The 14,436-nt window shown below is 55.5% G+C and carries 12 protein-coding genes and 2 pseudogenes; 10 read left to right on the forward strand and 4 right to left on the reverse strand.

The window, feature by feature from the left end; all coding sequences use genetic code 11:
• The first annotated feature begins 59 nt into the window (after positions 1-59).
• From AC1UK9_RS14810 to AC1UK9_RS14830, 5 genes are read left to right on the forward strand one after another with little or no spacing between them, the layout of a single operon-like run.
• Positions 60-2,108, forward strand: coding sequence for a type VI secretion system Vgr family protein (locus tag AC1UK9_RS14810; protein ID WP_482577814.1), 2,049 nt, complete (start codon positions 60-62; stop codon positions 2,106-2,108).
• A complete protein-coding gene (locus AC1UK9_RS14815; RefSeq protein ID WP_482577815.1) occupies positions 2,099-2,956 on the forward strand; it encodes a DUF4123 domain-containing protein in 858 nt (285 codons plus the stop codon). The genes AC1UK9_RS14810 and AC1UK9_RS14815 overlap by 10 nt, the downstream gene beginning before the upstream one ends.
• Before the next feature lie 29 nt (positions 2,957-2,985).
• Entirely contained in the window at positions 2,986-6,513 is a 3,528-nt protein-coding gene (locus AC1UK9_RS14820) for a LysM peptidoglycan-binding domain-containing protein (protein WP_482577816.1), read from the forward strand.
• Positions 6,513-7,529: a tetratricopeptide repeat protein gene (locus AC1UK9_RS14825; protein WP_482577817.1), complete on the forward strand. Its 1,017-nt coding sequence runs from the start codon at positions 6,513-6,515 to the stop codon at positions 7,527-7,529. Before AC1UK9_RS14820 ends, AC1UK9_RS14825 begins: the two co-directional genes overlap by 1 nt.
• Before the next feature lie 5 nt (positions 7,530-7,534).
• Entirely contained in the window at positions 7,535-8,506 is a 972-nt protein-coding gene (locus tag AC1UK9_RS14830) for a tetratricopeptide repeat protein (RefSeq protein ID WP_482577818.1), read from the forward strand.
• A gap of 98 nt (positions 8,507-8,604) precedes the next feature.
• Here AC1UK9_RS14830 and AC1UK9_RS14835 read toward each other — a convergent pair whose 3' ends face one another.
• Positions 8,605-8,901, reverse strand: coding sequence for a hypothetical protein (locus tag AC1UK9_RS14835; RefSeq protein ID WP_025109577.1), 297 nt, complete (start codon positions 8,899-8,901; stop codon positions 8,605-8,607).
• A 492-nt stretch (positions 8,902-9,393) separates the two neighbouring features.
• Here AC1UK9_RS14835 and AC1UK9_RS14840 point away from each other — a divergent pair, with 492 nt between their 5' ends.
• On the forward strand, positions 9,394-9,663 hold the full coding sequence (locus AC1UK9_RS14840; RefSeq protein ID WP_473015851.1) for a DUF2790 domain-containing protein: 270 nt from the start codon (positions 9,394-9,396) through the stop codon (positions 9,661-9,663).
• A gap of 89 nt (positions 9,664-9,752) precedes the next feature.
• On the forward strand, positions 9,753-10,151 hold the full coding sequence (locus AC1UK9_RS14845) for a hypothetical protein (protein WP_025109575.1): 399 nt from the start codon (positions 9,753-9,755) through the stop codon (positions 10,149-10,151).
• Here the strand turns inward: AC1UK9_RS14845 and AC1UK9_RS14850 are convergent.
• The gene (locus tag AC1UK9_RS14850; RefSeq protein WP_025109574.1) at positions 10,148-10,417 is read right to left on the reverse strand and encodes a DUF1652 domain-containing protein; all 270 of its coding nucleotides are present in this window, start codon (positions 10,415-10,417) and stop codon (positions 10,148-10,150) included. The two genes, AC1UK9_RS14845 and AC1UK9_RS14850, sit on opposite strands and share 4 nt — an antisense overlap.
• 370 nt (positions 10,418-10,787) lie before the next feature.
• Here AC1UK9_RS14850 and eco point away from each other — a divergent pair, with 370 nt between their 5' ends.
• Together eco and AC1UK9_RS14860 are read left to right on the forward strand one after the other, a co-directional pair.
• Positions 10,788-11,273 carry a serine protease inhibitor ecotin gene (gene eco, locus AC1UK9_RS14855; RefSeq protein WP_473015852.1) on the forward strand — a complete coding sequence of 162 codons (486 nt, stop codon included), beginning with the start codon at positions 10,788-10,790 and terminating at the stop codon, positions 11,271-11,273.
• 21 nt (positions 11,274-11,294) lie between these two features.
• Positions 11,295-11,600, forward strand: coding sequence for an NIPSNAP family protein (locus AC1UK9_RS14860; protein ID WP_482577819.1), 306 nt, complete (start codon positions 11,295-11,297; stop codon positions 11,598-11,600).
• 30 nt (positions 11,601-11,630) lie between these two features.
• Here the strand turns inward: AC1UK9_RS14860 and ilvA are convergent.
• A pseudogene (gene ilvA / locus AC1UK9_RS14865) lies at positions 11,631-12,589 on the reverse strand (threonine ammonia-lyase, biosynthetic); the annotation flags it as partial.
• A gap of 283 nt (positions 12,590-12,872) precedes the next feature.
• Here ilvA and AC1UK9_RS14870 point away from each other — a divergent pair.
• Positions 12,873-13,207, forward strand: a pseudogene (locus tag AC1UK9_RS14870) (DUF2834 domain-containing protein).
• A gap of 91 nt (positions 13,208-13,298) precedes the next feature.
• Here the strand turns inward: AC1UK9_RS14870 and AC1UK9_RS14875 are convergent.
• Complete coding sequence (locus AC1UK9_RS14875; protein WP_482577820.1) at positions 13,299-14,261, reverse strand: IS110 family transposase; 963 nt, start codon at positions 14,259-14,261, stop codon at positions 13,299-13,301.
• Between the last annotated feature and the right edge of the window lie 175 nt (positions 14,262-14,436).

Raw genomic sequence — 14,436 nt, forward strand, 5'->3', positions numbered from 1 at the left:
GAGGCGGTTTAATCCTCCATCATCCGTCACCTGCTTATTCAACGGACGGAATTCAAGGCATGCTGGACGCCAACGCTACCCACATTACCCTTACGCTCGAAGGCGCCTCCGCCGACCTGCAAGTGCTGAGCTTCACCGGTCGCGAAGCCCTCAACGAGCCTTTCCGTTTCGACCTCGAACTGGTCAGCGCCCGCCCCGACCTCAAACTCGAAGAGCTGCTGCACAAGCCCGGCGTACTGACTTTTGGCGCCACCGGCGAAGGCAAGATCCACGGCCTGGTGTACCGCATCGAGCAAGGCGATTCCGGCAAGACCCTGACCCGTTACAGCATCAGTCTGGTACCGCAGCTGGCTTATCTGCAGCACAACCATGACCAGCAGATTTTCCAGAATCTCACCGTACCGAAGATCATCGCCCAGGTGCTGGAGGATCGCGGCATTCTGGCCGACGCCTACAGCTTCCAGCTTGGCGCCGAGTACCCGCAACGCGATTACTGCGTGCAGTACGACGAGTCCGACCTGCACTTCATCCAGCGCCTGTGCGAAGAGGAAGGCATCCACTTCCATTTCCAGCACAGCAGCAGCGGCCACAAACTGGTGTTCGGCGACGATCAGACGGTGTTCCGCAAACTCAAGGCCGTGAGCTACCAGCAAGACTCCGGCATGAGCGCCGACAAACCGGTGATCAAACGCTTCAACCTGCGCCTGGAAACCCGCACCACCCGCGTCAGCCGCCGTGATTACGATTTCGAAAAACCGAAGATCCTGCCCGAAGGCGCGGTCAAGTCCGAGTTCGCCCCGGACCTCGAAGACTACGATTACCCCGGTCGCTTCACCACCCGCGAGCGCGGTAAATTCCTCTCGACCCGCGCCCTCGAACGCCATCGCAGCGACTACAAACTCGCCGAAGGCAAAGGTGATGAACCGATCCTGACCAGCGGCCACTTCCTGACCCTGGCCGAACACCCGCGCGGCGAATGGAACGACTTGTGGCTGCTGCTGGAAGTATTCCACGAAGGCAAACAACCGCAGGTACTCGGCGAAAACGTCACCAGCGACGTCACCGACAACAAAAGCGATTTCCACCAGGGCTACCGCAACAGCTTCCTCGCCACCCCATGGGACGCGCACTACCGCCCTGCCCTTGAACACCTGAAACCCAAAGTCCTCGGCAGCCAGACCGCCGTCGTCACCGGCCCTAAAGGTGAAGAAATCCACTGCGACCAGTACGGCCGCATCAAGGTCCAGTTCCACTGGGACCGCGACGGTCAGGCCGACGACAAAACCACCTGCTGGCTGCGCGTCGCCAGCGGCTGGGCCGGCGCCGCCTACGGCGGCATCGCCATCCCGCGCATCGGCATGGAAGTCCTCGTCACCTTCCTCGAAGGCGACCCCGACCAGCCACTCGTCACCGGCTGCCTCTACCACAAGGAAAACGTCGTCCCCTACGACCTGCCGGCGAACAAAACCCGCAGCACCTTCAAGACCCTGAGCTCACCGGGCGGCAAGGGCTATAACGAGTTCCGCATCGAAGACAAAAAGGGCGTCGAGCAGATCTACATCCACGCTCAGCGCGACTGGGACGAGAACATCGAGCACGACCAGAAGATCCGCGTGGGCAATGAGCGGCATGACACGGTTGGGGCCAATGCCTACAGCGAATTCAGAGTCGAAGAGCACCGCATCACCCATTTGAATCGTGTCAGTGAAATGCGGGCGGATGATCACCTGACCGTTGCTGTCACCCAGCACCTCAAGGTGGGCACAGCGCAATTCGTCGAAGCCGGCAGCGAAATCCATTACTACGCCGGCCAGAAGGTCGTAGTCGAAGGCGCAATGGAACTGACCGCCAAAGCCGGCGGCAGCTTCGTCAAGGTCGACGCCGGTGGCGTGACCATCAGCGGCGCCGAGGTGAAGATCAACACTGGCGGCGCACCGGGCGTAGGTACGCCGGCAGCGCCATTGCTGCCGGGGCCGATGAAAGTGGCGGATGCGGATAAGGCGGGTAAAGCACCGCTCCCCGCTCGTCTCAATGAATCAGGCATCACACCGTTGTGCGGCAAACAGAGTAACGGCGCTTGCAGCCGTAAGGATTGCACATGCATGTAAAAGCGCTGAGCGCTCTCTTGGCAGAGCCTCGCTACAACTTCTCGGATCTGCCGGCTGCAAGCGAATCGCTGTGCTTCATCATCGATCAGGGCCTCCAGCCGCAAGCCTTGAGCCGGCTCTATCGAGTCGGTGAACCCATTGTTTCCCAAGGGCTGTTCTTCGGTACTGACTTCGCAGAGATTCCTGAGGGGCCGTTGTGGTTGCTCGCCCCCAGAGCTAGCAAACTGGCCGCAGAAGCGACAAAACTTTGTGAGGAACACTTTTCGGGAATTGCAATCTCAACACACGACCCGGAAAAAGCCTTGGCTCACGCACGCTGGCTCCTCAGAGCTAACGACGGTTCTGGGGGGCAGAGTTTGTTGAGTTACCACAAACCAAGCCTGTGGGCAGCATTGGCCTACACCGCTGATAAAACCTTTGATCAGTTACTGGGCTGCTGGAGCGCCGTTTACTCCCCCGCGCCAAAGAACTTTGGCGCACAGCGTGGTCCATGGTTAGCCTGGATAGCCAACAAAGAAACGACATGGCCAGGTGACAAAGCGCCATTCAACCTTCCCGAAGCGGCCGCGCAAGTTCAGGCGCGCCTCGGCTGGCTGTATTGGGTGGATGAGGAATACACAGCTTTTGAAGAACCGAATGATGATCGTCTGAACGATATCGCCGACAACCTCGACCTTCTGCTCAAGAGCAACATCTATGAAGGTGATCACCTGCTCAAGCTTGGTCATGCCGTGAACGGCCCACTGTTTGAAACACAGCCGGAGATCATGGCGATCCTGCAATCAAAGGACGAGTCGTTTATCAAAGTAGATCGGCTCCTGGAATCAGCCGCCGTCGCCCAACGTTAACGGCGACGCGACAACAGAACGGAATCACCATGGAAATCACGAATCACGCCGTCATGCCCGGCGAAACCCTGAGCCAGATAGCCTCGCGCTACAACAGCACCGTGGCGCAAATTCGCCAACTCAACCCCTTCATTACCAATCCGAACAACGTCAAAGTCGGATGGAACCTGAGCGTACCTAAAAGCACGCAAGCGACCGCTGCGCCTGCCGCTCAATCACCCGTAGCGCCTCAAGCGCCTGCGCAGGCGACCCCGGAAGCCGCCACTCAGTGTTCCGCTGAGGATCTGGTTGAACTGGATCCGGTCAAGGACACTCCGGATCAGAGCTCAAAGACCTTCAAACCCCACGCACCTCCGTGTTCTAAAAAGTTTGCCAGCGCGATTTATGCCACCGAGGAGCAGGAGTTCTGGCTGCTCCCTGAGCGGGCAAAGTCTGCCATCAAAGAATCGATGTTCGCGCTGGATAAAATGATTGCCCCCAGCAAACCACGTGATGCACGTCTGAACGGGCTGCAGGAATCGGGTTTGCTGGAATACTTCCTTGAACCCAAGTTGAGCAACTTCCTCACGGGTGCGAAGCGTACGCGCATGGAAGAATTTGAAGCGATGGGGGATGAGATCGAAATCGATCCCGCCACCGCCAAAAAGAGGCAAAACGAAGCTAACGGAAACAAACCGGCAACGGCTCCTGCGCAGTCCCCGCTAGAGGACACCGCGCAATCGCGTATGGACCGTCTAACGGCAGATCTAGCTACTCAGCAAGACGTCCACAACGCCTATGCCGATTTTTACAAGCGAAGAGCTGAGTGGCATGCGCTAAAAAAAGAAGCGGTAGCGGCTGCGAAGCTAGAAGGCTACACCTACGAAAGCGGCTCGCTCTACTCCAAAGAGGCGATCGAAGCACGCGCACGCGTGCAAGCTTATCTGGAGGCTCGCAAAAAACTCCTAGGCAACAAAGACTTCAAGCAGGTTCCGCTGGAAGACGTTGCCAAAGCCTTGGCGGAAAAGAAGAAAAGTTACGAAAACATCTGCAGCGGCATGAATGACTGCACCGCCGATCTCGTCGGCTATGTTTATACGCTCTACAAAAACGCCGATGCGCTTGATTACCATGCCTACACTGAATCCATTATCAAAGCGTCTGAGTACGGCATCGCACTTCCAGAATTCGCTTTGATTAGTGACGGCCTTCCATCGGGTATCGAGAAGTTCAAACTGTACTTGGATACCGAGAAAAAGCAGGCGGAAGTTACAGCTCAGCTTCAGGAGAAATACAAGCGCTGGATCGAGGCAACAGGCCAGAATGCCCAAGCGCCAGCAGGCCTGGTTGATGCGGAACGTACCGAATGGGATCGCCTGCAAAAAATAAAAGACGACCTTCAGGCCACAGCCCAAAGTAATGTCAGCACTAGCAAACCAGGGCGTTTTCTGGTTTGGGAACCGGAAGAGTTCCAGCCAAAACCGGTGGACCGCATGGTGAAACCGGGCTTTCCGCTGCGTGAAGTCAGTCTTTCTGACGCCAAAGGCACGCCCTTGAGCTGGTTCAGCATGGCGAACCTGAAAGACGCAAAAAAGATCATGAAAGAGGATTCAAAAAAAGCGGCCGGCTCAGTAAAAAAGGTCACTCAAAGTTTGCCCGCGGACGCAACTGAAGGCTCCGCTAAAAACAGTGAAATCAATTCGTTCCGCCAATGGCTTCTAGATCAGGGCGCCATTAAGTTCAGCGATCAAGTCGGCGACTGTTTTGATGGAAAAGGCTGGTTCAAAGCCAAAGACTTTTATGCTTACTTGAAAAAGCAAGGCTATGAGGTCACTGAGCTGGAGGACGACGCGGCGCTGACCAACTGGGGCAATCACCTTCAGCAACTGGTGTTCAAGAAAAGTGTGCGCGGCAAAGTTAGGCTTTTTGATGCCAGTCCCCAGGCGCAATTGGTTCGCTGCCTGACGCCGCCACAGCCAAGCATTCACGGTGAAGTGAAGCTCGAAGGCCCGAAAATGTCTGCCGCCGAGGGCTTCCAGATATCTGGCGAGATGGGATTGAGCCTGGACCTGGCCCGTGGCGAAGTTCAGTTGTTGAAAGTCGACATGCCTGCCAAAGCCAGTGCTCAAGACATTACGCTTGATTACTTGCTGGACGGCAGCCCGCAAAAAATGAATTTCGGCCGCTTCTCCTTCCACTTTGGTGTGAAGGCATGGGGCTACGCCGGAGCATCGTTGCTGCTAGCCGGCAGCGTGGAGTTGAGCCCCATCCTCGGCAACGTCAAATACGGCGCCTCCCTCAGCCCGGTCAAACGCGCACAGCGAGAAGACGCCTCAGCCAAAGAAGAACGTGCAGATCACGACGCGGCCAAGAAAGCCAAAGCCGACAGCGGCGACAACAGCCCTACTCCCGATCTTGAACACAAGTCCAAATCCGGCACCGTTGCCAGCACCAAAAGCACAGACCAAGTGCTGACCGGGCGTGCCGCCAATGTCCAGATCGAAAACGGAGCGAAAGCGACTTTCAATGTTTTCGGAGGCTTGCAAGCCGCCATCGAACTCAGCGGCGCACTGAACTGGGCACCACCTAAAGAACTGGTCGCCCTGCGCACCGCACCAACGATGGGTATCGGCAGCGATAAAGACGCGAAAAAAGCCAATCCATGGCTAACCCTTGCCAAGTTGAGTGGGTCTGTGGGGGTTGCGCTGGGCGCAGGATTCCAGGGAACGGCACAAATTTCTGTGGATAAGGGCCGCTTTATTCTCAATCTGAAGGCTGCGGTAGTGCTGGGCCCAGGTGCTAACGGCAGCTTTAAGTTCGAGATTGGTTATGAGGCGGTGGTTGACATCATCAACTTGTATCGCAAAGAACTGCATAAAACCAAAGGCCGTAAAGTCGAATGGATGGACCCTGAAGCGAGCGAATATGCTTCAGCGCTCAACGCATTGGGCGCTGCTGGGTTGAATGTGGCGATGGCGTACATGATGCGTTGGGATGTTGTGATGAGTCTGTATCAAGCGTTGACTCGGAGCGGCAAGGGGGGGGCGATCGCGGATGCGGTTGTTGAGTACGGCAACCAGAGCGAGCTAGAAGATTGGTGTATTAACGCAATCCCTAGTGCATTGGGCCCACTACTTAGAACGCTAATTAGCCCACCTGAAGCATTTACTGTAAATAGCGAAGGGTCAAAACGAACATATTCGCAATCGGAAGCTCATGCGCTTCAGCAGAAAGCAATTGAGCGAATTCTAGGTTGGATAGTTAAAAATGCAGAAAAGAGCAACACGATTGACAAAGCACAAAGTCAGTTTGAGATAGCATGTATGTCTATGAATGAGTTTGGGATAAAGACCACAGACTCAGAGCAAGACTACTGCAAGAATCGATTTGCTCTGGATAGCTTTATGGCAGAGGGCGCTCAGAATTTACTAGACAAACAAAGCAATAGCGCGAGAGACCGTTACAAAAAACACGTGAAACTTCTCGGCGCAAACCTTTCGGAGTATTGCCAAAGAAATTTCATCCCTCGTCCTAGCTACTCCAGTAGCGGCGCGTCACCGTTCCTTAGAAGCTACTAATGAGCATTGCAAAAAAAATGAAGATTTCCAATCCAATCCTATTGCTAATAATACTGCTTTTTGCGCCCCTACAAGCTCAAAGCACCGAAACGAACAACTTAAACTCAAATATCCAACAGGGCTCCAGCCAGAGCCTCGGGATAATTTTATACAATCAACTGAAAATCGACGCCGCTATTCCGCAACTAGAAAAAGAGGCCAAAGCTGGAAATGTAGATTCTCAATACTATTTAGGCGAAGCTCTACGAAAGCGGAATCGCTTTATGACCAATGAAGCTCAAGGTTGGTATGAAGAAGCCGCAAATAATGGGTCCGTATTTGCAATGATTCAGCTAGGCCGACAGGATAACGACCTCTGTAAAAAAATGAATAATTGCGCCCCTAGCAAGCATTCAAGCGCCGAGTGGTTAAAAGAGGCCAAAGACAAGATTATAAAGGAAGCAAATGAAGGAGATCCAGAATCCTTATATCTGATGTACGAAATAACATTCGATCGTGACTGGTTAGAAAAATCTGCAAATGCAGGCTACGCGCCTGCACAATACTGGATGGCCATCGGTGATCGACAGGGTGAGGGTTTATTCCTTATACCGGGAAGCCGCGAGCAGGCCGTTAGCCGTTGGTTGAAAATGTCTTCAGAAGGTGGAAACTCTAAAGCGATGATGGACTACATTGAGATTCTTTATAAAAAAGGTGATCTTGAGGGGGTTCGACATTGGCTTCAAGCCGCAGCTGAAACGGGAGATCAAAAAGCAATCAGTAGCTATGCCTCTTACATTGCCCATGCGCCTGACCAAGTTGGTTACCCATTGGATCAAGTCAAGGGTTATGCCCTAATCAGTCTACTGAAAGAGTTGGATGGGGGCGGTGCCATTCAGGACTTCGTGCAGGATACACTCGAAGAGATTGGAAGCAAGATGACTGCCGAGCAGATTGAACAGTCAAAAGCCGTGGCAAAGGAGTGGAAAGCCACCCACCCGCCACTCTCTTTCTTTCCTGACAAACTAGGTAACTAACACCAGTGCTGCTGATACGCCACCTTGTTTTGGCATTAACCATTGCCGCCTATGCTGCGACCAGCTTGGCAACCCCACAAGCAAGCGGGCCAACTTTAGGCGTGAGCTTGTATAACCAGCTTAAAATTATCTCAGCCATCTCCGAGCTGGAAAAGGAAGCACAATCGGGAAACGTGGAGTCACAGTATTACTTGGGTGAGGCTCTAAGGAAGCACAATCGCTATATGACTTCCGAAGCGCAACACTGGTATGAAGCAGTTGCAAATAACGGCAACATTTATGCGATGATCCAGCTGGGGCGAAGTAGCCACGACCTCTGTCAACAAATGAAAAATTGCCCCTCAAGCGAGAAAAGTCCGGCTGAATGGGTTGAAAAAGCCAAAGACTTAACATTTCCAAAAGCCAATGAAGGTGATCCCGAGTCTTTGTATTTAATGTACGAAGTGACACTGGATCGCGAATGGTTAGAAAAGTCCGCGCGTGCTGGTTATCCTCTCGCGCAATATTGGATGGCCGTGGGTGAACGACAAGGGAGAGGGTACTTTTTTATTCCAGGAAAACGGGAAGCATCCGTTCGAAACTGGTTAAAGCTTTCTTCTGAAGGTGGTTATCCAAAAGCAATGAACGATCATCTTGAAATTCTATACGAAGAAGGAAACATGGAAAGTGTTCGCCATTGGCTTGAAGTCGCAGCTGAAACTGGCGACCAAGAGGCGGTGAGCAATTATGGGGCTTATATTTCACACACTCCAGACAAGGTTGGTTATCCACTAGATATCGTAAAAGGCTATGCGCTATTCTCCCTTCTGAAAGAGTTAGATGGCAATGGCGGAGTCAGAGAATACGCGGAACAAAAAATCGAAAAAATCGCCGAAAAAATGACGCCGGACCAAATTGAAAAGTCGAAAACTGTGGCAAAAGAGTGGAAGGACTCTCACCCACCTCTCTCCTTTTTCCCTGACAAGCTTGGAAACTAGTTCGAAGTTCTCCCACGGAATTCGGAAGTCGCGTATAGAAAAAGCGGAAAGAGTGAAGTGCATTGATGCCTCACTCCTTCCGCTTTTTACTTACAGCATCAAACCGGCGCCTGCCAGTTCAGCATTTTCTGCTGCGCAACCTGAAGCAAATCGCTGCCATCCTGCGTCAGCAGGTACAGCGCATGTGTGATGTGGGGAATGTCCTGGACGTCGGCGTGTTTGAAGCACAGGCAGTGCAGGGTTTCGAGCAGGTCGGCAGCGGCGCGGATGCGTTGCACGGCGGCTTCGAAGAGGTCTTTCGGGTTGGCTTGGGTGTCGATGACCAGCGGTGCGCTGTCGGTGACGCCGCTGTTGAGCGGGAGGTAGCGGGCGGAGCTTAATTTCAGGATTGGCATTGGAGTTACTCGATTAGGTTGTAAGTAACCGCCGACACCGTGACCAATCGATGGGGAGGCGGACTGTGCGCAGGTTTGGTCAACCGAGAACAACCCAACTCAGCACGCCCGAAGGCGACCCTGCACACAGCCGCCACTGCAATGCACTTCGAGGACATAGATGTCCACGGAGCGAATAATGGCACACTTGTGAGGGCTGTTATTTTAGGTGACCAAACCTAAGTCGCTGATTTTGCAGCGACGCCAAACCATAACCGCCCCACTCCAATCGCCGAAAGCAGACAAGGCATCTGCCCTTGTAGGAATCGGCCCCGCATCCCAGAGAAATCATCCCTCTGCCTGACAGCCGGCGTTCAGCCAGGTTAACCATCGCTTAACGCCGCAGTCCAAGACTGTACTGAACCGCACACCTCAGCCCTTGGCTGGCGCCGAGTGCGGCAGGTTTGGCCGTATTGCGCCGAACGCTCATTCCGTCGCACGGGAGTCCGATTCATGAACATTCGCACGCTGTTGCTTACCTCCGCCCTCGCCTGCACCGCGTTCGCCGGTCTGGCTCAGGCCAATGACACCACCGCGGCCACCAAGCCCGTTCCTTACCAGTACGGCATGCCGTTGCACGTCAACAAAGTGATTTCCATGACCGAGCAGCCCACTCGCCAGTGCAAGGTCGTGACCGCTGACATGAAGTACATCGACAATGCCGGCAAGCCGGAGGAAATCACCTACCGGAAAATGTCTGATGCCTGTAGCGACCAGAACTGACAGAAGGCTCTGATTTGCGGCTTTGCGGTAGGCGCTGGAGGGTTCGCGGGTTATGCTCGGGCCTCTCCTCACTGCCGCAGGGACTCGCCATGCAGTTGTCGTTTCGCACGTTGTCGATCATCACCTCTTCGTTGTGTTTTGTACTGGCGCTGGCCTGGGGCTTTTTCCCGGAGGTGTTGCTGGCGATCTGGAGCATTGAGTATTCGAGCGCTGCCGGCTTTGTTGCGCGGCGCAGTGCGGTGCTCTTTGCGGCGTTGGGGGTGATGTTCTATCTGGTGCGCAACGCGCCGCCGTCGCTGGGGCGCAACGCCCTGAGCAACGGGTTTATCGTCGGTTGTTTTGGTTTGGCGGTGCTGGGTTTTGGCGAATGGCTAAACGGCCATGCCGGCCCCGGGATTCTGCTCGCGGTGCTGGTCGAGTTCGCGCTGGGCCTTGGCTTTGTGCAGGCCCGGCGCGTGACGGTCGAACTGGGTGAAACGGTGAGTTAAACCGCTCTGGATCGAGGGCTGTAATGCGTGCTCGTGGTCTGTTTGGTCAGATCCGAGCGCAACCCGGCGATCAACTCATTGATTTCGCGACAGCCATTCAAATGGCTGGCGTCGATACCGCTGACATGTAGATCAACCTGGTCAGTCTGGTGATCGCCGAATACCTTGACGGTCATCGACAAGTCTGGCGACAGCGTGCACTGGCAGCGTTTAGGCAGAAAACTGCTTTCAATGATATTGCGTAGTTCCAAGGCAGACAGAAACATGGTGAACCTCTCCTTATTGATGAAACTGCCAATCAACTCTTCACGTTGACCGCTTTTGCTGCGCCTGCACGGGTGTGTCCCCGCTGATTCCCTGGTGCGACAAACGGTTGTACTGCGAAATGCCTCTTGGATTGTAGGCGCCCGAACCCGGTGCGCCGCATCAAATAGACGCATAAAGCATGCCTTTCATCGGGTCATTTTGACCCTCGATAAATCAAGCACTTGGCGCCGTGGCCATTAGTTAGCCAGTTGCAAAATGCAAGATAGGCCCACTTCGGCACTGCAATTTGCAAGTCGACGCCGGTTTGCATTCACCGCTGATGACAGTGAGAATGCCCGTCATCCACCCTACACCCGCCAGGAGGCTTTCATGGGTTCTTTACGCGCTCGCGCGACAATCGGTCTGTTCGTAGCCGGCCTGTCCACCCTCGCCCACGCGGCCAAGCTCGAAGACGTCGCGCCGTATCCCAAGGCGGAAAACGGCTTTACCCGTCAGGTTATCTACTTGCCCAAGCAGGATCAGGAAGAAAACCTCCAGGTCGAAGTGCTCGCCGGCAAGACCCTGGAAGTCGACTGCAATCGCCAGCGTCTGGGCGGTGCTCTGGACGAAAAAAACCTCGAAGGCTGGGGTTACCCGTTCTACCGCCTGGAGAAAGTCATCGGCCCGATGAGCACTCTGATGGCCTGCCCGCCCGGCAGCCAGAAGAAGCGCGCCTTTGTCCCGGTGGTCGGTGACGGCTTCATGCTGCGCTACAACAGCAAGCTGCCGCTGGTGATCTACGCCCCGAAGGATGTCGAGGTGCGTTACCGCATCTGGTCGGCGTCGGACAAGGTCGGTACTGCCATCGCGCAATGACCTGAACAAGGAGCTTCAAACGTGATTACCTGCCATGTGCGATACGTGATCGATCCATACCAACTGACCGAATTCGAGGCCTACGCCAAGGCCTGGCTGGGCATCGTCGAGCGGTTGGGCGGCACTCATCACGGCTATTTCCTGCCCTCCGAGGGCGCGAGCGACATCGCTTATTGCCTGTTCAGCTTTCCATCGCTGACCGATTACGAAAGCTACCGGCACATCGCGCTGACCGACCCGGAAAGTACGGCGCTGGTGGAATCACTGGTGCAGAAGAAGTTCATCATCAGCTACGAGCGCAGTTTCCTGCGCCCACTGCTGCCGTAGCCCCTATCACGCCGGGGCGCCGCACACCGCGGCGCGCTCGGCGACGTGGCGCAAGCTGTCGAAGTTGATGTTGGCGCCAGAGTCGATCGCGACGAAAGTCTGCTCGCGAATACCACTGCGGGCCACGTACTGTTTGATTCCGGCCACCGCCAGTGCGCCGGAAGGCTCGGTGATCGAGCGAGTATCGTCGTAGATGTTCTTGATCGCCGTGCAGAGGTCGTCGTTGCTGACGGTGATCACCTCGTCCACGCAAAACCGGCACACTTCAAAACCATAAGCACCGATCTGCGCCACCGCCACACCATCGGCGAATGTCCCGACACTGGGCAACACCACCCGCTCATCCGCTTGCAGCGCCGCCTTCAGGCAGGCCGAGTGCTCCGACTCGACACCGATGATGCGCACCTCCGGCCGCAGGTATTTGACGTACGCCGCGATGCCGGCGATCAGGCCGCCGCCACCGACCGGAACGAAGATCGCGTCCAGCGACCCCTGATGCTGACGCAGGATTTCCATGGCCACCGTGCCCTGGCCGGCGATCACGTCCGGGTCGTCGAACGGCGAAACAAAGGTGCGCCCGGTCTGCTCGGCCAGTTGCAGCGCATGGGCCAGGGCAAACGGAAAACTCTCGCCGTGCAGCAGCGCATCGGCACCACGACTTCGCACCCCAAGCACCTTGAGTTCGGGTGTGGTCGAGGGCATGACGATGGTCGCCGCGATCCCCAATTCCCGCGCCGCCAGCGCCACGCCCTGGGCATGATTGCCCGCCGAGGCGGTGATCACCCCGCGTGCTTTCTGCGCATCGCTCAACTGGACCAGCCTGTTGTAGGCACCACGGATCTTGAAGGAAAACGTCGGTTGCAGGTCTTCGCGCTTGAGCAGGATCCGATTGCCCAGCGCCTCGGACAGTGCGGGCGCCGCCTGTAACGGCGTGCGCACGGCAATGTCGTAGACCGGCGCGGCCAGGATTTTTTTCACGTACTGCTCAAGCAGGGCTTGCTGGTCGGGGCTGTGCGGCATGATCGTCTCCTGACGTTTTGATCAGAACCCCGGAGACAGAAAGTAAAAACCCGCCTCTAGGGCGGGTTGGGTGCTGCAGTCGTGAGCTAGCCCGCCAAATGAGGAATGGCGGTAATAATGCTTGGCTGGCAGCGCAATACGGTGGAAGTCATGAACCTGAAATTAGCCCGACGGCGGTGCGCGCGTCAATGGCTTATTTGGCGCCGGCGCTATAGGCTGGCGATTCTGCTCATCACCCCAAGGAAGGAATGCATGATGTCTGTCGCCCTGCCCCTCACTGCGTTGATTGCGTTTACTGGCTACACCGTGTCGGTGATGCTCCAGGCTGAACAGTCGTTGATCGACTTCGGCATCAGTCTGATGTCGCGTCCGGATACCGCGCAGGTGGTGATTGATCTGTATTTGCTGGCGACGCTGGCCGGGGTGTGGATGGTCAAGGATGCGCGGGCGCGGGGGATGTCTGTGTGGTCGGTGGTGCCGTATTTGCTGCTGACGGCGGTGTTTGTGTCGGTTGGGCCGTTGTTGATCTGGTGGTGCGTGGGGTTCGGGAACGCAGGAAGGTGGTTGTGGCGGATCCAGCGAGCTGATCCCGAGCTCCAGTGCTGCTGAAATAGCTTTCGCGAGCAAGCCCGCTCCCACAGGGGTTATGCGTCAGACTCAGATCCAATGTGGGAGATTCTATGTTGCAGGGGAACCCTGCAACCTCACATTCGGTTGGTATTCGCTCTGATTTTTCATGAGAGCGAATGCCACTCGGCAGAGCTTGCGGGCGAGGATGACCAAGGCTCGAGTTCTGGCCAGACCTCTTGCCAAGTAGGACTCATAGAACGGTTTCCAAACAGGAGACCGGCAGGCAGCCATTGCGGCATTGTGCGCAAGACGCCTTAACTCTCCATCACCTTTTTTGCTCAGGTGGCGAGGACTGTGCTTTTTCCCTGAGTCCTTTGCCCTCAAGTCCATCCCCAAAAAGGCTATAAAAGCGTCGGCGCTGGCGAAATCACCAGGCATAAAAGTGGTAGCCAAGCCCGTGGCCGTCAACTCACCGATCCCTTCAATCGCCTTACAGCGCCGGATATTTTCGGTGATGCCCGCCTCCTCGCTGATTTCGCGCAGCAATTTCTGAATCACCTGTTCAGAGCGTTTGAAGTGTTCCCGCTCTTGGACCGAGAGTTCTTTCAAAAGAGGTTCGCTTGACCAGCTCAGCATGAGGCCAGCGTGGTTTTTTACCAGCTGTGCACGCTTATTAAGCAGGCTTTTCAGCACGGTATAGAGCTGAGGAGGTGGACTCCAGACCCGCAGTCGTTGCTGCTCGCTGGAAAGATAACGCGCCAGCAGGCGCGCATCGCAGGGGTCAGTTTTTGCTCTCTGACCAACACCTTCGCGGTAATGGCTCACCCGGTAAGGGTCCACAATATAAACACGGTGCCCCATGCCGTGAGCCAGCTCAGCCGTATCGAGGTGGTAAAGGCTCGTGGCCTCCAGGGCAATCGAGCTATGAGCAGGTAGGGTCTTGAGCCAGCGGCCAATCGATGCGCGATCGTTGCTGATGAACTGGATATTTTTCAAGTCTTCGCGGTAAACGACGATTTCGGCCTTGGCGACATCGATACCAACTACCGTTGGCGAGGTAAGGATTGTCATGACGAATCCTCGGAGCTAGGGTTTAGGTGCTTGTTGGGGTCTACCGTAGCGCTGGCTTGCCTCTATCGTCGGTTCTACCGATGAATTCTTTATCGGCGCTTTAGGTAGAAGGGGCGGAACGAGAAGTCTCCCACGGTCCGTACTGGCTAGAGTCGGAATCGAGCTTTTAGTCCCG

It is taken from the genome of Pseudomonas sp. AK-TSAG1-1 (assembly GCF_056821665.1).

What these genes read in the sequence shown, in the direction of transcription:
- eco (WP_473015852.1), top strand. Translation starts at nt 10,788, where the DNA reads ATGGGTTCTTTACGCGCTCGCGCGACAATCGGTCTGTTCGTAGCCGGC.
- AC1UK9_RS14810 (WP_482577814.1), top strand. Translation starts at nt 60, where the DNA reads ATGCTGGACGCCAACGCTACCCACATTACCCTTACGCTCGAAGGCGCC.
- AC1UK9_RS14845 (WP_025109575.1), top strand. Translation starts at nt 9,753, where the DNA reads ATGCAGTTGTCGTTTCGCACGTTGTCGATCATCACCTCTTCGTTGTGT.
- AC1UK9_RS14815 (WP_482577815.1), top strand. Translation starts at nt 2,099, where the DNA reads ATGCATGTAAAAGCGCTGAGCGCTCTCTTGGCAGAGCCTCGCTACAAC.
- AC1UK9_RS14850 (WP_025109574.1), bottom strand. Translation starts at nt 10,417, where the DNA reads ATGTTTCTGTCTGCCTTGGAACTACGCAATATCATTGAAAGCAGTTTT.
- AC1UK9_RS14875 (WP_482577820.1), bottom strand. Translation starts at nt 14,261, where the DNA reads ATGACAATCCTTACCTCGCCAACGGTAGTTGGTATCGATGTCGCCAAG.
- AC1UK9_RS14820 (WP_482577816.1), top strand. Translation starts at nt 2,986, where the DNA reads ATGGAAATCACGAATCACGCCGTCATGCCCGGCGAAACCCTGAGCCAG.
- AC1UK9_RS14825 (WP_482577817.1), top strand. Translation starts at nt 6,513, where the DNA reads ATGAGCATTGCAAAAAAAATGAAGATTTCCAATCCAATCCTATTGCTA.
- AC1UK9_RS14840 (WP_473015851.1), top strand. Translation starts at nt 9,394, where the DNA reads ATGAACATTCGCACGCTGTTGCTTACCTCCGCCCTCGCCTGCACCGCG.
- AC1UK9_RS14835 (WP_025109577.1), bottom strand. Translation starts at nt 8,901, where the DNA reads ATGCCAATCCTGAAATTAAGCTCCGCCCGCTACCTCCCGCTCAACAGC.